General features: G+C 42.3%; 29 protein-coding genes. 1 reads left to right on the forward strand and 28 read right to left on the reverse strand.

Annotation, left to right across the window (positions count from 1 at the left end; translation table 11 throughout):
- Window positions 1-9: 9 nt before the first annotated feature.
- The 4 genes from fliI to fliF are packed head-to-tail and all read right to left on the reverse strand — an operon-like array spanning window position 10 to window position 4,775.
- On the reverse strand, window positions 10-1,374 hold the full coding sequence (gene fliI, locus ACIH2S_RS07130) for a flagellar protein export ATPase FliI (protein WP_036951385.1): 1,365 nt from the start codon (window positions 1,372-1,374) through the stop codon (window positions 10-12).
- On the reverse strand, window positions 1,371-2,102 hold the full coding sequence (gene fliH, locus ACIH2S_RS07135; protein WP_036951383.1) for a flagellar assembly protein FliH: 732 nt from the start codon (window positions 2,100-2,102) through the stop codon (window positions 1,371-1,373). Before fliH ends, fliI begins: the two co-directional genes overlap by 4 nt.
- Window positions 2,095-3,087: a flagellar motor switch protein FliG gene (fliG, locus tag ACIH2S_RS07140; RefSeq protein WP_006657530.1), complete on the reverse strand. Its 993-nt coding sequence runs from the start codon at window positions 3,085-3,087 to the stop codon at window positions 2,095-2,097. Before fliG ends, fliH begins: the two co-directional genes overlap by 8 nt.
- Window positions 3,084-4,775: a flagellar basal-body MS-ring/collar protein FliF gene (fliF, locus tag ACIH2S_RS07145; protein WP_036951380.1), complete on the reverse strand. Its 1,692-nt coding sequence runs from the start codon at window positions 4,773-4,775 to the stop codon at window positions 3,084-3,086. Before fliF ends, fliG begins: the two co-directional genes overlap by 4 nt.
- 250 nt (window positions 4,776-5,025) lie before the next feature.
- Between fliF and fliE the strand changes: the two genes are divergently transcribed.
- Entirely contained in the window at window positions 5,026-5,337 is a 312-nt protein-coding gene (gene fliE / locus ACIH2S_RS07150) for a flagellar hook-basal body complex protein FliE (RefSeq protein ID WP_036951378.1), read from the forward strand.
- Between the two features lie 20 nt (window positions 5,338-5,357).
- Here fliE and ACIH2S_RS07155 read toward each other — a convergent pair whose 3' ends face one another.
- The 24 genes from ACIH2S_RS07155 to ACIH2S_RS07270 all read right to left on the reverse strand — a co-directional run bounded on the left by ACIH2S_RS07155 (window position 5,358) and on the right by ACIH2S_RS07270 (window position 16,480).
- Window positions 5,358-6,641: a site-specific integrase gene (locus ACIH2S_RS07155; RefSeq protein WP_154633741.1), complete on the reverse strand. Its 1,284-nt coding sequence runs from the start codon at window positions 6,639-6,641 to the stop codon at window positions 5,358-5,360.
- Window positions 6,642-6,648: 7 nt separating this feature from the next.
- Window positions 6,649-6,885 carry an excisionase family protein gene (xisR, locus tag ACIH2S_RS07160; RefSeq protein WP_006659470.1) on the reverse strand — a complete coding sequence of 79 codons (237 nt, stop codon included), beginning with the start codon at window positions 6,883-6,885 and terminating at the stop codon, window positions 6,649-6,651.
- A gap of 63 nt (window positions 6,886-6,948) precedes the next feature.
- Window positions 6,949-7,107, reverse strand: coding sequence for a hypothetical protein (locus ACIH2S_RS07165; protein ID WP_430248350.1), 159 nt, complete (start codon window positions 7,105-7,107; stop codon window positions 6,949-6,951).
- Window positions 7,108-7,114: 7 nt separating this feature from the next.
- Window positions 7,115-7,660 (reverse strand): phage N-6-adenine-methyltransferase, encoded by a 546-nt coding sequence (locus ACIH2S_RS07170; protein WP_430248351.1) that lies wholly within the window; start codon window positions 7,658-7,660, stop codon window positions 7,115-7,117.
- Complete coding sequence (locus ACIH2S_RS07175) at window positions 7,650-7,829, reverse strand: hypothetical protein (protein ID WP_430248352.1); 180 nt, start codon at window positions 7,827-7,829, stop codon at window positions 7,650-7,652. The genes ACIH2S_RS07170 and ACIH2S_RS07175 overlap by 11 nt, the downstream gene beginning before the upstream one ends.
- Before the next feature lie 153 nt (window positions 7,830-7,982).
- Window positions 7,983-8,255 carry a hypothetical protein gene (locus ACIH2S_RS07180; RefSeq protein ID WP_430248353.1) on the reverse strand — a complete coding sequence of 91 codons (273 nt, stop codon included), beginning with the start codon at window positions 8,253-8,255 and terminating at the stop codon, window positions 7,983-7,985.
- Window positions 8,255-8,557 (reverse strand): hypothetical protein, encoded by a 303-nt coding sequence (locus ACIH2S_RS07185; RefSeq protein ID WP_430248354.1) that lies wholly within the window; start codon window positions 8,555-8,557, stop codon window positions 8,255-8,257. The genes ACIH2S_RS07180 and ACIH2S_RS07185 overlap by 1 nt, the downstream gene beginning before the upstream one ends.
- Before the next feature lie 29 nt (window positions 8,558-8,586).
- Window positions 8,587-8,847 carry an antitoxin gene (locus tag ACIH2S_RS07190; protein ID WP_430248356.1) on the reverse strand — a complete coding sequence of 87 codons (261 nt, stop codon included), beginning with the start codon at window positions 8,845-8,847 and terminating at the stop codon, window positions 8,587-8,589.
- Window positions 8,848-8,887: 40 nt separating this feature from the next.
- Complete coding sequence (locus ACIH2S_RS07195) at window positions 8,888-9,055, reverse strand: hypothetical protein (RefSeq protein WP_430248358.1); 168 nt, start codon at window positions 9,053-9,055, stop codon at window positions 8,888-8,890.
- A 16-nt stretch (window positions 9,056-9,071) separates the two neighbouring features.
- Window positions 9,072-9,572, reverse strand: a complete 501-nt coding sequence (locus ACIH2S_RS07200; RefSeq protein ID WP_430248359.1) for a single-stranded DNA-binding protein — start codon at window positions 9,570-9,572, stop codon at window positions 9,072-9,074.
- Window positions 9,565-10,140: a hypothetical protein gene (locus ACIH2S_RS07205; protein WP_430248360.1), complete on the reverse strand. Its 576-nt coding sequence runs from the start codon at window positions 10,138-10,140 to the stop codon at window positions 9,565-9,567. The genes ACIH2S_RS07200 and ACIH2S_RS07205 overlap by 8 nt, the downstream gene beginning before the upstream one ends.
- Window positions 10,140-10,964 (reverse strand): PD-(D/E)XK nuclease-like domain-containing protein, encoded by an 825-nt coding sequence (locus tag ACIH2S_RS07210; RefSeq protein ID WP_430248362.1) that lies wholly within the window; start codon window positions 10,962-10,964, stop codon window positions 10,140-10,142. The genes ACIH2S_RS07205 and ACIH2S_RS07210 overlap by 1 nt, the downstream gene beginning before the upstream one ends.
- Window positions 10,961-11,167, reverse strand: coding sequence for a hypothetical protein (locus ACIH2S_RS07215; protein ID WP_430248364.1), 207 nt, complete (start codon window positions 11,165-11,167; stop codon window positions 10,961-10,963). Before ACIH2S_RS07215 ends, ACIH2S_RS07210 begins: the two co-directional genes overlap by 4 nt.
- On the reverse strand, window positions 11,164-11,394 hold the full coding sequence (locus ACIH2S_RS07220) for a hypothetical protein (protein WP_430248366.1): 231 nt from the start codon (window positions 11,392-11,394) through the stop codon (window positions 11,164-11,166). Before ACIH2S_RS07220 ends, ACIH2S_RS07215 begins: the two co-directional genes overlap by 4 nt.
- Window positions 11,391-11,546: a hypothetical protein gene (locus tag ACIH2S_RS07225; protein WP_430248368.1), complete on the reverse strand. Its 156-nt coding sequence runs from the start codon at window positions 11,544-11,546 to the stop codon at window positions 11,391-11,393. The genes ACIH2S_RS07220 and ACIH2S_RS07225 overlap by 4 nt, the downstream gene beginning before the upstream one ends.
- Before the next feature lie 66 nt (window positions 11,547-11,612).
- On the reverse strand, window positions 11,613-12,554 hold the full coding sequence (locus tag ACIH2S_RS07230; protein ID WP_430248371.1) for a cell envelope biogenesis protein TolA: 942 nt from the start codon (window positions 12,552-12,554) through the stop codon (window positions 11,613-11,615).
- Window positions 12,555-12,618: 64 nt separating this feature from the next.
- Entirely contained in the window at window positions 12,619-12,879 is a 261-nt protein-coding gene (locus ACIH2S_RS07235; RefSeq protein WP_154604070.1) for a hypothetical protein, read from the reverse strand.
- Between the two features lies 1 nt (window position 12,880).
- Window positions 12,881-13,117, reverse strand: a complete 237-nt coding sequence (locus ACIH2S_RS07240; RefSeq protein ID WP_154604426.1) for a hypothetical protein — start codon at window positions 13,115-13,117, stop codon at window positions 12,881-12,883.
- Window positions 13,118-13,134: 17 nt separating this feature from the next.
- Entirely contained in the window at window positions 13,135-13,281 is a 147-nt protein-coding gene (locus tag ACIH2S_RS07245) for a hypothetical protein (protein WP_430248373.1), read from the reverse strand.
- 58 nt (window positions 13,282-13,339) lie between these two features.
- Entirely contained in the window at window positions 13,340-13,501 is a 162-nt protein-coding gene (locus ACIH2S_RS07250) for a hypothetical protein (RefSeq protein ID WP_430248374.1), read from the reverse strand.
- 2 nt (window positions 13,502-13,503) lie between these two features.
- Window positions 13,504-13,779, reverse strand: a complete 276-nt coding sequence (locus ACIH2S_RS07255) for a hypothetical protein (RefSeq protein ID WP_430248376.1) — start codon at window positions 13,777-13,779, stop codon at window positions 13,504-13,506.
- A gap of 417 nt (window positions 13,780-14,196) precedes the next feature.
- Window positions 14,197-14,553 carry a hypothetical protein gene (locus tag ACIH2S_RS07260; protein ID WP_430248378.1) on the reverse strand — a complete coding sequence of 119 codons (357 nt, stop codon included), beginning with the start codon at window positions 14,551-14,553 and terminating at the stop codon, window positions 14,197-14,199.
- Window positions 14,550-15,320 carry a hypothetical protein gene (locus ACIH2S_RS07265; protein WP_166687324.1) on the reverse strand — a complete coding sequence of 257 codons (771 nt, stop codon included), beginning with the start codon at window positions 15,318-15,320 and terminating at the stop codon, window positions 14,550-14,552. Before ACIH2S_RS07265 ends, ACIH2S_RS07260 begins: the two co-directional genes overlap by 4 nt.
- A 449-nt stretch (window positions 15,321-15,769) precedes the next feature.
- Window positions 15,770-16,480 carry a LexA family protein gene (locus tag ACIH2S_RS07270; protein ID WP_131680872.1) on the reverse strand — a complete coding sequence of 237 codons (711 nt, stop codon included), beginning with the start codon at window positions 16,478-16,480 and terminating at the stop codon, window positions 15,770-15,772.
- Between the last annotated feature and the right edge of the window lie 86 nt (window positions 16,481-16,566).

A 16,566-nucleotide genomic window follows, 5' to 3' on the forward strand; every position in this document is an offset into this window, starting at 1 on the left:
CATTCCTCATTATTCATTGGGAACAACATGAGCCAGTTGTTCACAAGCGGTTTGATAATCACAACGTTCATCAATATCTTGCTGTAAAAACTTCGACATTCTTGGGTAATACTGAATTGCGGTATCGAGCATTGGGTCGCTGCCCATGGCATAAGCGCCGACGTTAATCAGGTCACGGTTGCGTTGATAGCTGGATGTGAGCTGTTTAAAGCGCTGGATCTTACGATAATGTTCTTTGGCGATAAGCTCCGTCATTGCACGGCTAATGGATGCTTCAATATCAATGGCAGGGTAGTGCCCAGATTCTGCCAATGAGCGTGACAGAACAATGTGCCCATCTAAAATAGCGCGAGCGGAGTCGGCAATCGGGTCTTGTTGGTCATCCCCTTCGGTCAATACAGTATAAAAGGCTGTAATCGACCCGCCGTTTTTACCATTACCAGCACGCTCAACCAATGCAGGTAATTTTGCAAACACGGACGGTGGATAGCCTTTGGTTGCCGGAGGTTCACCGACAGCAAGCGCGATTTCACGCTGTGCCATGCTGTAGCGTGTGAGTGAATCCATGATAAGCAATACGCTTTTACCTTGATCACGGAAATATTCTGCGATGCGGGTAGCGTAAGATGCCCCTTGCATTCTCAGTAACGGTGAAACATCAGCCGGCGCGGCGACGACAACGGCACGGCGTAACCCTTCAGCACCTAAGATATTTTCAATAAAGTCTTTAACTTCGCGCCCACGCTCACCGATCAACCCAACGACAATAATGTCCGCTTGAGTGAAACGCGCCATCATGCCGAGTAAGACGCTTTTACCGACGCCAGAGCCTGCAAACAGCCCCATACGTTGACCGCGACCGACAGTTAACAGCGAGTTAATCGCTCGTACGCCCACATCTAAAATATCGTGAATTGGTGTACGCTCTAGCGGGTTGATGGATGGCGTGATTAGCGGCGCCCGTTGTTTGGTTTCCAGTGGTCCTTTGCCATCTAATGGAGTGCCTTGGGCATCTAATACGCGCCCAAGTAATTCATTGCCGAGTGGCAGCAGGCGACTCGTTTGTCCGTCTTCTCCCGAAGTTTGCGCATACACGCGCGCCCCCGGGGAAATACCTTCGAGGTCGGAGAGCGGCATCAACAACATGCGAGGGCCGTTAAAGCCAACCACTTCGCAGACAACTTCGTCAGTGCCACCATTAATAATGCGTTCGATATAGCAGGTGGCGCCTAAAGGCATCTTAATGCCTTCGGCTTCCATCACGAGACCTGTAATTTTGGTCAAACGTCCATAGCGGCGTACCATCGGAATGCCTTTCATGCGTGACTCTAAGTCATCAAGAGACGCTATCCAACGGCCGAGTCTCGCAGTCATGACAAGCTCTCCGGTGCATACAGACGGCATAATTCTTGCCAGCGAGTGGCTACGGTCATATCAATTTCACCATCTTCAGCGACCACGCGACAGCCACCCATATGCAGGCTTGGGTCGGCGACTAAGCGCCAGCCATTCAAGTCTAACAATGAGCCTAAATGTTGTTCGATAAGCGCCACATGATTCGGGTTCACATGCAGTTCAGGCTGGCTCGCAAATATTGGTTTTTGTTGCATTAAATGGCTAATTTCTTCTAATAGCGCGGTACCATCGCACACAGTAGATTGCCCCAACACTTGCTTCGCGGCAGTTAGCGCGATTTGCAGTAATTTGGTAGTAACGACGGTGTCAAAAGTATCCAGCGAATAGTGAAATTCTGATAACAGTTTCTGCCACGTTTCAATCACCGGTTGCTGAAGGGCGAGGGCTTGCTCGCTCCCTTGCTGCTCACCAGAACGTAAACCTTCCGTAAAACCGGCTTGATAACCTTCTTTTTGACCTTTTTCAAAGCCTTGCTGGAAGCCCGTTTTCTGGGCATCCTCTTTGATGTTATCCAGTAAGTTGATCTGCTCGAGCACTTCTTTTGGCTCTAAGCAGGGAACTTTCGGCGTGTTTGGTTCAGGGACGTCATTTAACGGCGGAATGGCCGATGAATTCAGATCCCATTGATTAAGTTCCCGTAACTGCCAAGGCTGCCACTGCTGATTATTTTTGGATGTATTAGACATACACGTCGTCTCCACCACCAATCGCGATTTCGCCTTTTTCCATTAAGCGGCGAACAATCATCAGAATAGCCTTCTGCTCGGTTTCCACTTGTGACATACGAACTGGCGCTCGAGATTCCAGGTCGTCGCGAACAATCTCGGCTGCACGCGCTGCCATATTGTTGAGGAAATGGTCGCGTAGAGCTTGGTTGCTGCCTTTGAGGGCAATAACCAGCGAGTCGGTAGACACGTCTTGCAGAATGCGCTGAATACTGCGGTTGTCCACTTCGATAAGGTTTTCGAATAGGAACATTTCGTCGATAATGCGTTGAGCCAGCTCACCATCATAATCACGCATGGCATCGATAACGCTTTCTTCTTGCTGATTTTTCATCAGGTTGATAATTTCTGCCGCGGTTCTTATGCCACCCATTTTGCTGCGTTTGAGGTTCTGACCGTCTAGCAGGTTGTTCAGAACTTCGGTCAGCTCAGCTAATGCGGCTGGCTGAACACCACCAAATGTTGCGATACGCAGCATAATGTCGTTACGCTGACGCTCTTCGAATAGTTCTAAAACATCGGCCGCTAAGTTGCGTTTTAAGTGAACCAAGATTGTGGCGATGATTTGTGGATGCTCGTCGCGAATAATATCGGCAACCGTTTGTGGCTCCATATAGTTGAGGCTTTCGATACCCGAGGTAGTCTCTTGTTTCTCGAAAATATCTTCCAACAGGCTGGCAGCACGTTCTTCCCCAAGGGCTTTGACCAACACCGAACGCAGATAGTCGTTGGTGTTGATATTTAAGGCGGCAAACTGAATTGCCGACTCTTCAAACTCGGTGAGCACTTCCGCCAGTTCGTTGTTGGAGATTTGGCGCATGTTGGACACCGCCATACTCAATTGCTGAACTTCTTTGGGATTCAGGTGCTTAAACACTTCAGCTGCCTGATCTTCGCCGAGTGTCATCAACATCACGGCGCTTTTTTCTGTTCCAGTTAAATTCATTGGGATTTTCCTAACCACTGACGGATAACCATTGCCACAACTTGTGGGTCTTTCTCTGCCATTTCACGAATACGCTGGCTTTGAATTTCAGCGCTAACACGTTGGCGAGTAAGACGGCGACGGGTTTTCTCGTCCATATCTTCACTAATTTCTTCTTCCACCACGAACGGCGCTTTAACTTGAGATGCATTGGCAATGGACATTTCAGCATCAATTTGCGCTTGTTGGGCTTTGCGATATTTCACCCACTGAGGTTTGATACCAAAGCGCCACATAAACCACGCAATCAACGCAATCAGCAAGATTTTGCCGTAATCTAAAGCTTGACCAATCACCTGTGGGTTATTCAATAACGATGGCTCTTCAACCACTGGCGTATCGTCAGTAAATAAGGAGTTAGTGATATTGATGGAGTCGCCACGCTGCGCAGAATAGCCCATCGCTTCACGGGTTAATGCATCAATTTGCTGCAACATTTCCGGTGGGAGCGGCTTCATTTCTGGACCTTTCTCACCTTCTTGGGATTGGTAATTGACGATCACCGCAACAGACAGTCGGTCAACGACACCAATTTGGCGCTGTGTGTGACTGATTTTGCGATCCACTTCGTAGTTTGTGGTTTCATCACGCTGAGTATTGAGAGTACCATTACGGGTATTCCCTGCGGTTTTTCCATCGGTGCTTTCTTTATTAGCATCAATCGGTGCGCTTGGTGCACTAACAGGTTGATTAGATAAGGCACCCGGTACGCCACTTGGACCGCCATTACTGTTTTGTAGGCTTTCGCTATTCTGGCGAGAACGTACCGCAGCGGCATCAGGAGTTTGATTTGGTTTGTACTCTTCAGAAGTCTGCTCAACTTTTGAAAAATCCATTTGCGCGGTGACTTGCGCGTGAATATTGGCACGACCGACTAATGGCGACAGAATATCTTCAATGCGCTCTTTAAGATGGGCTTCCATCTCTTTGGTCATTTTGATTTGTGCGCTATTGGCAGATTGTTGGCTGTTGTCGTTATTGGTCAGCAGGCGACCTGTTTGATCGACAATGATCACGTTGGCGGCAGTTAAGCCGGTCACGCTGCTGGAAACCATGTGAACGATAGCGCTAATTTGCCCTTCATCCAACATTCTGCCTGGCAATAAACCGACAGTGACCGAGGCGGTCGGCAGTTTTTGTTCACGGACAAATAAGGTTGGTTTAGGGATAGCCAAATGGACTCGGGCGCTTTGAACTGGGCTGAGGGATTCGATGGTACGAGACAGCTCGCCTTCAAGGGCGCGCTGATAGTTGATTTGCTCACTAAATTGGCTGATACCAAATTGTTCTTTATCAAGCAGTTCAAAACCGGTATTGCCACCTTTCGGTAAACCTGATTGCGCCAGTTTCAAACGTAATTCATGGACTTTATCAGCAGGCACAAGAATAGCGCTGCCGTTATCCGCGATTTGATAAGGGACGTTCATCTGGGTCAATTGACCGACAATATCGCCACCATCTTTTGCACTCAGATTACTCAGTAGTACACGGTAGTCAGGGCTACGAAACCAGAGGAGCAGGGCGACAATAATAGATATCGCAGCAGCACCGGCAATAATTAATGGTATTTTAGGGTCGGCTTTGATGCTTTCGATCAGTGAGGCAAAACCTTTTTTGGCCTCCCCCGTATCTTTAGATGCGGTACTCATAAATATTCCCTGCTATGCAAACTAAACGGATGAATATACGTTTGGTGAAACAATCTTATTTCCCTCTTCGTAACCTCATTTTTTTACGCTGCTATTATTTATTGTCTTGATGCAATCTAATGACGGAATCAGCCTATAATTTTGGTGTTATTTATCGGCTTCAAGTAAAAAACGGTGTGGTAGGGTAGGCAAACTAAAATTCGTGACGGCAATTTTTTGCTCAACTTATCGACTAACCGAAGAGAACAGAATGACGATTCAAGCGATTGAAGGGGTGGTTTCCCAATTAAATGTGGTGGCAACTCAAGCGGCACATAATACCAAACCCGTTGTAGAGCCGGTGGGTTTTGCCGATCATTTAGTGGCATCCGTGAACCAAATCAATGAAACCCGTGTACAATCTGCGCAGAAAGTGCAAGATTTTACCCTCGGTAAGCCGGATGTTTCATTAAATGATGTGATGGTCGATATGCAAAAAGCCAGCTTGAGCCTACAAATGGGCATTCAGGTGCGTAATAAGCTGGTAGCAGCGTATCAAGAGATCATGTCAATGCCAGTGTGATTGGTTTATCTATTTGAATATTATGAATTAACTGCCTTGTCATTGCCTTTGTGGGGCAGTGATGGGGCATTTCTATTCAAAATATCAATTTGGCTAGCATCATTTTCTGTCATCCATGCGCCATATACATCATGAACCATTTTTGATGATGCGTGTCCCATTTGCGTTGCAATGAATGCAGGGTTGGCTCCGGCTGATAGCATCCAGCATGCGTATGTGTGCCTTGTCTGATATGCTTTCCTGTGTCTAATTCCTGACTTTCTTACCAGATAGTTCCATATTTGACCAAATCCACCCGGAGAGTAGAATTTTGTTTTCAACCCATTCGCTGCAACGATGTTTGGTTGAAAAATAAAAGTGCATGTATCCTCTCTTGATTTACCGAATTCCCTTGTTGATACATTAACAATCTCTGGTTGGGTCATTCTAGTTAAGACCATTTGAGATTTTAAGCACTCAATGACAGGGTCAAGCATATAAATAACCCTATCTGTTCCTGCCTGAGTTTTTGGAAATGTAAATTCACCTACAATCGATAGATTCCTTCTTACTGTTAGTGTTTTCTCAGTGAAATCTATATCTTCCCAAGCAAGCGAGCAAAGCTCACCAGGTCTCAATCCTGTATACACAGATGTAATTAACATGTTTCTTGACTGTTCATTGTTAGCGGCACTGAGAAGCCTAGGAAACTCATTTTGTGTTATTGGGTCTGGCTTTGGTCTATCTTTTTTCAATGGCTTTATTGATGAGAATATATTTGTGTTTATATATCCATTATCAAAAGCAAAATTAAAAATATGTCGAAGCAATCCAATATAGTTATTTACTGTTGGAACTGTTCTACCAATTTTGTTTGTTTTATGCCCTCTATCCAAAGTTGGCGATGTTAATAAATTATTTCGTATTAATAAAATATCCTCAGTTTTAAATGTTGATACGTTTCTTTTTGTATTAATAAAATTAGATACTGCATTTAAAATAGTGATGTACTTTTTTAATGTGCTTGACGATATTTCAACGCTTTTAATTTCTATCCACTTGTTAGCTAATTCACCATAGGTTATCACTCTATCGCCAGAGCTATATGTGCTGATATTTTTTGACTCAGGGAATTCAACCGAGTAATCAAAAGCGCCAGTTTTTATTTTGTAGCAGATGGCTGTCCTTAGCTCACCTGCTAACTTTCTGTTTTTTGTGGTGTCAGGTATGCCAAGAGTTTCCCTTACTCTCTTTCCTTTGTATGTAAATGATATACGAAGGCTTTTACCATGTACTTCAACACCTGTTGGGTATTTTATTTTCATAATGCACCTATTGAGGTTGTGAATTTCTTTGCTTCTCGATCCAGTTTATGATCGCCTCATGATTGTACATGCATTCTGAATTTTCTTTAGGGCTCCCGTCCGGTGAAATGTGAAGATATTCCCTGCCGGCAGCCCAAGACTTTTTCCGTGCTGATTTGATTGTCCCTGAGCGCATGCCTGTAATCATCATAAGTACATCTTCAGTAACCCACTTACTCGGATTTAGAAGAACAACATTATCCATTATTAATCTCCTTATCTATCGTGCGTACGTAGTAATTCAGCCACATATTAGCCGGGCATTTTTCTAGATGTGCTTTTCGTTGAGTGTTAATTGAAATTTAGGAAGGTAATCTTTGAGTATTGCGGTGCTTTGTTTATCGCTGAGTTTTTTGAGTTGCTTTAATTTATCTCTGCAATCCCTTGCTACTTTTCTGCGTCCATTCTCCATTTCCTGTGGTGTCATAGGCCACCTATGCTATTTTCCATTCATTTAATATTTGATTGCCGATATTCATTAATTCATCTCTATCGACAGTGCTAATTATCTTCCGTGGCTTAATGTACGGTCGCCATATTAAAAGCATTGAACCTTTGTTATTTCCGTTAACTGGTTTGTTTGTACCAGCATTAATAAAAGATATTCTTCCTCCTGTAATTAATCTCACTTCATCAACAGTTTCCAATGCGGAATTAAACCAGCCGACAGAAGTATCAGACGGAATTAACATAACAACAGGCTGTAATTGTTTTTTACATTGTTCAGCGGCTTTATTAATCCAAGGCTGAATTTCACTGTAAGGAGGATTACAGAATATAGATCCATAACTTTCCCAATCACAATTTAGTGAGTCGTCTTTTTCGGTGAGGTAATGAGTGCAAAGGTGGTTATTTTTATCGGCAGCGGCATCTAAATAGAAGCCGAATTCAGCGTCCAATGCTGTAAATAAAGGTAGTGGAGTTTGCCATCTATCACGCAGTTCCTTTGGTGTGTGGCTACCTCCGTAGTCAGCCTTCATTATCATCCTCTAAGATTTCATTAATTGTATCTCTAATATCAATTAAGTCTTGTTTTGTCACGTCCATATTCCAAGATGGAGTGTTTAAAATAAAGCAATCTTTTATTGTTGGTTCTATTTCAATGCAATCTCTATAATTTTCTAATCCAGCATAATATTTATCTTTCATTCCATACCTCACCACATTTAATCTCAACATCCCGCACCTGCATTATCTGCATAGCACGGCTCTCGCATTCTTGCTGTGTGTATATTTGCTCAGATACAGGCACAGCAGAACCCTGCATTACAAGCAGTAATACATATCCGATTATTTGCATGGTTATTTATCTAGGCGGTAGAGTGGAATATTAATTTTATCGATACTGTCTTTATATAAATAACAAACTCGACTAGATTGAAGCTCACTAAATTCAGCATTATCAATATAACCAACAGGCTCCAAGCTATTAATTAAACTCTCGCGTGATGCTTGCCATGCTGATAACTGGCGCTGGTACATTCTTGTTATCGAAATCATACCAAGCCCATTATTCTTCATTTCTTCTTTTTGTGGTGCAAACCACTCTTCAAATTGCTGCCTTGATTTATCCATCACTCCACCTTTCTATATCCAGCTTGATGAAGCAGACTGGCAATATCTGCACTGTCAGTTTTGACCGCATAACCTTCAATTAATCGAATAATTTCTTTGATTTCATTTTCAGCTATTTCCTTGCGCTTTTCATCGGCTAATTGCTTTGCTAAATCTGAGCAGTCAAAACAAATATTTGCTGCCTGACCTTGGATTAAATTTTCTTTACCGACATTGCCACCGCAAAGATTACAAACATTCTTAGGGTCTGGCTCTGGTACGATAAATTTCATAATTTGCCCTTGGTACATAAAATCTTTCATATTCATTCCTCTTATTGCATCCCTGCGAGTTAAATTAAGCCCAATTCATCTTCAATTTTTAGCAATGATTCAGGGTTGGTGGTAACTGGCTTAGCCATCCAATCAACTGATACCAGACGCCCATTAACTAAAACACCGATATTAAAATCGTCAGATTCACGCTGTTGCCATCCGTTTTTAATGGCATCGTTACGCTTATCGAACCTTTGATAATCTGTGTAGTAATTAATGCCACTGCCTTGATCGTTACAGTAAGCTTGAGCGCAGATGTAAATGTATTCTGTTTTCATATCTATCTCCTGTTTGCATCCTTGCAAATATATCCTTTGGTTATTGGCTGTCGATGAAGCATTGTTCGCAGCAATAAACAGTATCGCCACCTACAAAAACTTTATCGTCACTTAGTAGTTCTACATCGCAATAAGCGCAGTATGAGCAATCTTCCTTTTGCTCTTCTGTTAATTCTCTGTCCTTGTATGGGCTATCGCACCAAGCCATAGTATTTCTCCTCTGGTTAAATCACATAAATAGTGTGGCGTGGGTAGGGGAGTCCGATAGGAGCGAAGGGAATATTGTCATCCCAATCCATCGGAGGCTCATTCTGCGGCGCTTGCTGTGACTGTTGAGGTTGCCGCGTTGGTTGCTGGCTTCCTGCCTGATTACCGCCGTTACCACCTAGCATTTGCATAGAGCCGCCGATATTTACGACTACTTCTGTCGTGTATCGGTCTTGACCGCTCTGGTCTTGCCATTTACGTGTTTGTAGAGAACCTTCAATATAGACTTGCGAGCCTTTTTTCAGATATTCGCCTGCAACTTCAGCCAACTTGCCGAAAATTATCACTCGGTGCCATTCTGTTTTTTCGCGCATTTCACCCGATTGCTTATCACGCCACGATTCCGATGTGGCTAGTGTGAGATTTGCTACTGCGCCACCTGCTGGCATGTACCGAATTTCAGGATCATTACCTAAGTGACCAATGAGAATTACCTTATTTACTCCGCGACTAGCCATTAGCTTTCTCCATATCTTCCTTTCTGGCTTTGTATAGCGTTTCTAGTTTCTCTAAACTATCCGCATCGCCTGTGAATTTCTTTTTCAACCATTCGTGTGAATCATCAAGTTTTTTTGAGTCCATTGAGTCGATTTCTTGATTGAATCTAGTAAGGTAGTCCATGTTTGTTTTTGGTTTTTCAATCTCAAGTTTTTTAACTCTATGTTCAGCTCTTTTCCCTCGTGAAACAGAAAGCATCAGAGAAAAATCGCCTTCGATGTCGCTCATTGCGTGAACCTTTATCCCACCAATAGCGACGCCACCAAACTTAACGTTCGGGTCGCCTTTGAGAGTTAGCGATTTACCAACCCATTCATGACCGTTATTTCCCCAGCCATCAATTAACACTCTGCGCATTGATTTTGATGGCTTATATGGGCGACCGTCATATCCAACTAGGTCAATAAATACAGGCTGGTCTTTAGAGCCTTCTCTTACTGATTTGATAGTTGCTGTTATCGGGGTAGATTGAACATCTTCAAAGTTAAGCTGATCTGACTTTGGAATGATTGTGCGTGATAAGTCCATTAGAGATACACCTCATCGTCTAAATATTCATCATCGAATAAGTAATTAGGAACATTGATTTCACTTGGTGGAAGAACTATTCCTTCAGTTCGTAGTGATTCGTCATCAATGCATTCTTTAATTTTGCGTAATGCTTCGTGCATGTGCTTATAACCAAGCTCCAGCGATTCCGTGCCGATGTAATACATGCAATTGGTATAAGGCGGTTTATTTTGAAGTGCAAAGAAGCAAAACTGGTCTAACTCAATCCCTGTAGTTAGCTTTAAAACGTACAGATAAAATGCTGCTTGAATATGGTAGTGATATTTACCGAATGCTTGGCTAAACCCTCTCTCAGTTGCATCCATGCAACTTTTGACATCAAGCGGGTAAGGGTGTGAGTCTGATAATCTATCGAACCGACATTTAAGCCTTAAGCCAGTAATTGGACATGTGGCAAACATCGATACTTCTGATTTTCCTTTTGCCGCCATGTAATCCATAAAGTCGGCATTCATCCTTGCCGACTCAATCATCCGTGTGATTGTTTCTACCTCGCCATTAATTAGAATGTTGTCGGCGTTGTATGTTTTCGCTAGTTCCTTATATTCCTTGGATGCACGAGTTTTTATTTCTGGCTCAAGTATGAAATCCTTTTCAAATACTTCAGGTTCCAGCAGTGCTGCATGAATTGCCGTTCCAATCTGTGCCGATTTACTTCCTTTAAATGGGTTAAAATACAGATTGGCAGGGCTAACACTAATAGCTTTGACTGATGTTGAACCTATCGCCTCATCCTTGTGATAGTCTTCATTGCTCAGCCCGTAAATAATTCCTTCTCTCACAATATCCTCCTTTCGATTTTTGCAGCCTCAAAAAAAGCATTCCATGCTTCATCTGATTCTTGAGTTGTCATTTTCCGTATGACCGATGAGGGAAGGGCATCATAAAACCGCTGAGCCATTTCATTGGTTAGCTCATCATCCTGATTTGCTAGGTGCTCACGGTCTGGAATGGTGACGAAATTTTCATACTCTGAAATTCTCATGCCACCTCCTTGCCTTTCTTCTCGATCGCTTTTTGAATTAGCTCGTCTAACATTCCATTGCTAGCCGCATAATCAACGACATCAGTAAATGGGCTTTCCATAGCTCCAAAAATCACGCTTGATTCACCAGTGAGCGACTTTAGTTCGTAGCCTTCCATGGCTAATGAGAAGTTATTCCTGCATGTTATTTCTGGCTTATATCCAGTGACTTCGATTCTAACTGTCATATCCACCTCGGTATCAGTGCCATGAAAGCAAGTAGGGCGATAACAATCGCTACCCAATCCCACTTAACTTTGTTTTTAACTTCATCCTTGAAGCTATCGCTATTCAGTCGATAGCTGAGTTCCTGACGTTTTAATTCGTTAATTTTTGGCATAAGAAATCCCTCACTTATCGATTGATAGCGATTGTTATTTAGGTTCTGGTGTTGGTGCGGTGGGTATTAGTAATTCATTGTCATGTGTGGGATTTGGTTACTTGCAACTAGCTTAATGAATTCAGTTGCTAGTTTTTCCTCAAATCCATTACTGACTAAGGCTTGTAATGTTTCTTGGTTATACTTTCTGCGATGCTCTTTATCTTCTTGGCGTTTAGCATCCTCCTGACGTTTACGCTCTTCTTCTGCTAATCTCGCTTTTTCAGCTTCATGAGCTTTCTTGCGTTCAGCTTCGATAGCTGCTTGTTTCTCGCGTTCGGCTCGTTCCTGAGCTTCTTTAGCATCACGCTCTGCCTTTTCCTTAGCTTCTTTCGCTGCCTGCTCGGCACGTTGAATGGCTTCCTGCTTTTCACGCTCTGCACGTTCAGCGGCTTCTTTTGCTTCACGCTCACGTTTAGCTGCCGCTTCAATTTCTTGCCTTGCCTTACGTTCAGCTTCAAGTCTTGCCTGTTCCGCAGCTTGTCGCTTCATTTCTTCTTCACGAGCAATGCGCTGGCGTTCCTCTTCGGCTTTGCGTAAATCAAACAACTCGTTCATTTGCAGCGCTTCTTCGTGGTCAAGCTCGATTTGCTTCTTGAGCGCCTCAGCTTCTTCACGTGCTTTTTCTTCCAATTCATATTCTGTTACTGGTTTTCGAATATCATCGCTCAGGAGGTCTAGTTCATCGCGGAATAACTTACGTGCAGCATCCACTTTCTTTGGTAACTCTTTCAGGTCATCAACAACCAGCTTGCCAGCCTTATCAATAGCTGTCTTTGTTTGAGTAACTTTGTATGCCAGTGATGCGAATGCCTTGCGGTTTTTAGCCACAGATAAATCACTGTCGAGCTCTTTTCGTTCTTCTTCAGTCAGCGTTTTAATGCGAGCTAGCATCTGATTTACTTTTTCTGGTGCTGTGAATAAATCCAGCGCTGTTGCTTGTTCAATTACGACTAATTCATTTGCCATTTCCTATGTTCCTTATGTGCGTATTCCTCACTATTAATAGCGATATGAATGATTAAGTGGTGGGCTACTGCTGACCGAGGGCTTTTGCGATTGCTAAATCTGCTTTATCGTGATGTGCAACTAGCTTGCGAATCTCAATCAAAGCCTCTAATAACTCTGGTGCTGCTGCGATTAGATGGGCGTTGGCTCTAGCCTGCTCAGCGCCTGTATGTCTTTGCAGCGTATGTGCAATTACTTTGTCACCCTTTTTTACTAAGCAACTAGGTAAATCAATCCTTGTTTTTGTAACCACTTCCCACGGCATAGGAGTTCCTTTAAATTCCATATCACCCCCTAGCCTTTAACATTGCATCTGCCATGCGGTAGTAGAAATTAGCTCTATTTACTAGATGCTCAATGGATGTGTTATTTTCGTAATACCCCATATCTGACGCATCCTGTGTAGCAATGTCACCTTGCATGCATTTAGCTGCAAAATAATCACGCAATGTCATACCAGCATGAGTCCCATGCAATTCCGTTGCTGGAATTGGAAAAGCCGCTCCACCTGTTTTATCTGTCATACTCCCTCCGTTATTAACTAAACACGCCTTGCCGCTTGCCTAGCAAATTTCTTTGTGTGACCAAGTGCCATCAATCGCTTTACTTCAGCATCTCGTCTAATTTTTTTATCTTCCTTACTGCTATATTGATTACGAAAACCAAATATGTCTCGCTTATTTTCCATCTCTATCTCCTATCTATTAATCAACTCACCACAGCCCACCTTGATGGACTGTAATTAGTTAACTTGAAAACGATTCTTCATCATCAACAACCACGCTAACGTTGAATCCTACGTAGTCATGATGGTTATCCATCGCCTCTATGACTGAAACTATTAGCTCGTTTTCATTCATATCCATTTCAAGTAATTCTTCCTGAGTAACATCAATTACCACTTTCATATTCATCCCCTCTCCGTGACTGAACTGTCACTCATAATCGGCTTGCGTAGCCGTGGTTGCTTGCGTTCCACATCGGGTATGTCTTTTATCCCAATAAGTAAGTTTGCCAGTACATCGGTTTCGTCTACTGGTTTAAATATCGAATCCCATATTTCCTCCACTGAGCGGCTTTTCTGTTTAGCTTTTAACTCGTTACGTTGCTTGTAGTACTCTCCGTTACGTTTATATCTGCGCATCTTTGAGTTTTCTTTCGCTGGTAAAAAAGTAATTGCTGTCATATTTGCCTCCTAAGTGATCTTTGGTGGTGATGCCGAATGCCTCCGGTAGCTATCTTTCGCCCACAAGGCGACTGCTTGTCTTTTCGACCATCACCCCAAAAACCACTCAGTGGTTGCTCTGAGAAGTTCCTCTGAGCGTTCCGCTATGCCGTACTGTATAAACCACACGTAATCGGCAAGATGTTAAAGAGCATTTATCTCAGGGTGTGTGCCTTCGATGTGGTTAAATATAACCAGCGGTGATTTTGATGTCAACACCGCAGGTGATAATAATATTATTGGCGGTGATACTTTATTGAATTTAAATGATATTTATTTTCAAAAATTATTTATCTTGCGAGTAAAATCACACTAGCGGGTAATTGCAGGCACAAAAAAGCCCTCGCGGGGAGGGCTGGGTATAAATGATTTTTTACTTTAGAACAGGGATAAGCCTTTTTTTACTAAAATTATAGTTGATTTGGCATCTGTTTCGTCAATGTTGTGCTCTAAATCATAATCAGCAACAACTCTTTGTTTTTTAGTTTGCTCTAAAAGGGCTGCGAGTTTAAGCATGGTAGCTTGATCTAAATCTTCACCTTTGTTTTCATTTCTACTTCTTAAGTAAGAAATAACCCCGCTATGTGACGTTGGAGGACAGTGCTTAAGCTCGGAGCAAACCGAGTGATACAGTGAGTAATAAGATCGAGATACAGCATTTCTATTGCTTATTTCGTTATTATTAATTAAAACGCTTTCAGCAAAATCAAGAAAATCAGACGGTTTTATACTCATAATGATGCCACCCCAACTCCACTATGTGGTTTAAACCATCCTGTAATTCCCCTCTCCAAAAAAGAGTCATTCTCAGAAATCATCATGGCTAGTTCAAAATCTAGATTAGCTAAAAGCTCAGGGTCTTTAGTGGCTATAGTGGTTATGAATGCAATTTCATTGCATTCTTTATCTATGTAGTGTTGGGTGGATAGTGGAATAGCCTTTAGCTTTTCACATACTTCTAGTATTTGGCTATTCATCCATTCGAAATCATTTTTCGTCATTTTCCCAATGGACATAAAGTCACCAAAATTGTGTGAGAAGTAATCATATTGGCTGATTATATGTTCATAATTGAAATTCTGCAATGGCCTGCTTTTTAACAGAGCGTCAAGCTCAGACTTTGCAGCCTCAACATCACCAAAGAAAATTGCAGAATTCACAGAAACAATATGTATAACTGGAGCCGTTATCCTGCCGATTATCTTATATGATTCTTCAATGTATTTCTTTACCTGCTTTGTTGTATTTAGGTAAGCAAAATAATTTCTCTGAACCCTAGAATTATTTGATTGCAAGGCAACTCTAAATGATTCGTTTGCTTTATCAAACAAACCGCTTGCTGCATAAGAAAGCCCATTAATCATATGTCTTATGTCATATTCTGGAATATCTGCGGCCTTGTCTAAGTATTTTTTTAGAGTAAACCTATCCATTATAACGCCTTCAGAAATGAAAGAGGTAAGCTCATCTTGAAGTTCGTCTGCTATTGGTTTTGGTATCATTTGCTATCCCTATAAAAAATATCACACCCTAAAACGTGTCGTCACTCTGCATTGAAAATCGAAATCCAAGCAAAAGGTTCTTCTGCAAACTGCAATACAGCACCTACCGCTAATGCAATTATCAAGATGACGATTAACAGCTTATTTTTATTGATAAATCTAAGTATTGTTTTCATGTTAAAGCGTGTCGTCATACATCGAAAATCAAAACCCAAATCTGCCAGAATGATTCATCATCAAGGTCAATCAAGAAAGCAATAATCACCACAGCGATAAAATACAGTATCGCTAACTTATGATGCCATATAACCTTCCATAACCATTTCATTTGAGTTTGACATTAATTATCAAAAGCAATCAGCAACAATAGAATGATATCCAGCGCTGCAATAACAACTAGCAGTATCATTATGTTAGCGTTGGATATCAGCTCTAGCAGTTTATTCATATTAAAACGTGTCGTCAGGCCACTGAGACTTAACCACTTTGCCTATAATCTGGCAGTTGCCATTAATCGGTATCATCTCGAACCGTGGGTTTAATGGCTCAAGGTATTCTGTTTCACCTTCTCTGATCAGTCGTTTAAATGTGAACTCATTGTTCATCATGCGAGCTATACAGAAGTCACCAAAGTTAACATCCTGCTCAGGGTCAACAAGTATCAGCATCCCTTCAGGGAAGCTAGGACGTCCACCTTGAGGGGCTGTCATTGAATGACCTTCAACTTCTAGCCAGAATGCGCTATCACTTGCCTTCTTGGCTGTTGGTATCCATGCGTAAGCATCTTTTTCTGTATATGAATTACTGTTTTCGGTGAACGTTCCTGCTTGCACTTTAGTAAGCAATGGATACATGTATCTATCTCCATTAGATACTATCTTTTGCTCAGATACTGAGTTGAACATTCTCCTGATCTCTTTAGCCAATAACGGGCTGAAATCATCTACAGAAACCTCCAAGGCCTCTGCTAGTTTAACTGCATTCTCTACGTTAATTGCATTAACGCCATTTAATAGCTGTGCAACCGCACTCTGCCCCATGCCAATAGCATCACCTAGAGACTCTTGGGATAAGCCAAGCTCTTTCTTTTTTGCCTCAAAAATGGCTTTTAGCCGCACTGCATCGGCTTTTTGTTCGTCAGTGATTGGTTTCTTTTTCATATGTTTATTTTATTACCAAATGGAATATTTACCAATCACCGCAGGTGTTGACTATTTTATCACTTGCGGTGATAATAAATAAAAAA

It is taken from the genome of Providencia lanzhouensis (genome assembly GCF_050469745.1).
Taxonomy (GTDB): Bacteria; Pseudomonadota; Gammaproteobacteria; order Enterobacterales; family Enterobacteriaceae; genus Providencia; species Providencia lanzhouensis.

Bases quoted from the DNA above. Each gene is read 5' to 3' on its own strand.
- fliI (WP_036951385.1), bottom strand. From the start codon at position 1,374: ATGACTGCGAGACTCGGCCGTTGGATAGCGTCTCTTGATGACTTAGAG.
- fliH (WP_036951383.1), bottom strand. From the start codon at position 2,102: ATGTCTAATACATCCAAAAATAATCAGCAGTGGCAGCCTTGGCAGTTA.
- fliG (WP_006657530.1), bottom strand. From the start codon at position 3,087: ATGAATTTAACTGGAACAGAAAAAAGCGCCGTGATGTTGATGACACTC.
- fliF (WP_036951380.1), bottom strand. From the start codon at position 4,775: ATGAGTACCGCATCTAAAGATACGGGGGAGGCCAAAAAAGGTTTTGCC.
- fliE (WP_036951378.1), top strand. From the start codon at position 5,026: ATGACGATTCAAGCGATTGAAGGGGTGGTTTCCCAATTAAATGTGGTG.
- ACIH2S_RS07155 (WP_154633741.1), bottom strand. From the start codon at position 6,641: ATGAAAATAAAATACCCAACAGGTGTTGAAGTACATGGTAAAAGCCTT.
- xisR (WP_006659470.1), bottom strand. From the start codon at position 6,885: ATGGATAATGTTGTTCTTCTAAATCCGAGTAAGTGGGTTACTGAAGAT.
- ACIH2S_RS07165 (WP_430248350.1), bottom strand. From the start codon at position 7,107: ATGACACCACAGGAAATGGAGAATGGACGCAGAAAAGTAGCAAGGGAT.
- ACIH2S_RS07170 (WP_430248351.1), bottom strand. From the start codon at position 7,660: ATGAAGGCTGACTACGGAGGTAGCCACACACCAAAGGAACTGCGTGAT.
- ACIH2S_RS07175 (WP_430248352.1), bottom strand. From the start codon at position 7,829: ATGAAAGATAAATATTATGCTGGATTAGAAAATTATAGAGATTGCATT.
- ACIH2S_RS07180 (WP_430248353.1), bottom strand. From the start codon at position 8,255: ATGGATAAATCAAGGCAGCAATTTGAAGAGTGGTTTGCACCACAAAAA.
- ACIH2S_RS07185 (WP_430248354.1), bottom strand. From the start codon at position 8,557: ATGAAAGATTTTATGTACCAAGGGCAAATTATGAAATTTATCGTACCA.
- ACIH2S_RS07190 (WP_430248356.1), bottom strand. From the start codon at position 8,847: ATGAAAACAGAATACATTTACATCTGCGCTCAAGCTTACTGTAACGAT.
- ACIH2S_RS07195 (WP_430248358.1), bottom strand. From the start codon at position 9,055: ATGGCTTGGTGCGATAGCCCATACAAGGACAGAGAATTAACAGAAGAG.
- ACIH2S_RS07200 (WP_430248359.1), bottom strand. From the start codon at position 9,572: ATGGCTAGTCGCGGAGTAAATAAGGTAATTCTCATTGGTCACTTAGGT.
- ACIH2S_RS07205 (WP_430248360.1), bottom strand. From the start codon at position 10,140: ATGGACTTATCACGCACAATCATTCCAAAGTCAGATCAGCTTAACTTT.
- ACIH2S_RS07215 (WP_430248364.1), bottom strand. From the start codon at position 11,167: ATGAGAATTTCAGAGTATGAAAATTTCGTCACCATTCCAGACCGTGAG.
- ACIH2S_RS07220 (WP_430248366.1), bottom strand. From the start codon at position 11,394: ATGACAGTTAGAATCGAAGTCACTGGATATAAGCCAGAAATAACATGC.
- ACIH2S_RS07225 (WP_430248368.1), bottom strand. From the start codon at position 11,546: ATGCCAAAAATTAACGAATTAAAACGTCAGGAACTCAGCTATCGACTG.
- ACIH2S_RS07230 (WP_430248371.1), bottom strand. From the start codon at position 12,554: ATGGCAAATGAATTAGTCGTAATTGAACAAGCAACAGCGCTGGATTTA.
- ACIH2S_RS07235 (WP_154604070.1), bottom strand. From the start codon at position 12,879: ATGGAATTTAAAGGAACTCCTATGCCGTGGGAAGTGGTTACAAAAACA.
- ACIH2S_RS07240 (WP_154604426.1), bottom strand. From the start codon at position 13,117: ATGACAGATAAAACAGGTGGAGCGGCTTTTCCAATTCCAGCAACGGAA.
- ACIH2S_RS07245 (WP_430248373.1), bottom strand. From the start codon at position 13,281: ATGGAAAATAAGCGAGACATATTTGGTTTTCGTAATCAATATAGCAGT.
- ACIH2S_RS07250 (WP_430248374.1), bottom strand. From the start codon at position 13,501: ATGAAAGTGGTAATTGATGTTACTCAGGAAGAATTACTTGAAATGGAT.
- ACIH2S_RS07255 (WP_430248376.1), bottom strand. From the start codon at position 13,779: ATGACAGCAATTACTTTTTTACCAGCGAAAGAAAACTCAAAGATGCGC.
- ACIH2S_RS07260 (WP_430248378.1), bottom strand. From the start codon at position 14,553: ATGAGTATAAAACCGTCTGATTTTCTTGATTTTGCTGAAAGCGTTTTA.
- ACIH2S_RS07265 (WP_166687324.1), bottom strand. From the start codon at position 15,320: ATGATACCAAAACCAATAGCAGACGAACTTCAAGATGAGCTTACCTCT.
- ACIH2S_RS07270 (WP_131680872.1), bottom strand. From the start codon at position 16,480: ATGAAAAAGAAACCAATCACTGACGAACAAAAAGCCGATGCAGTGCGG.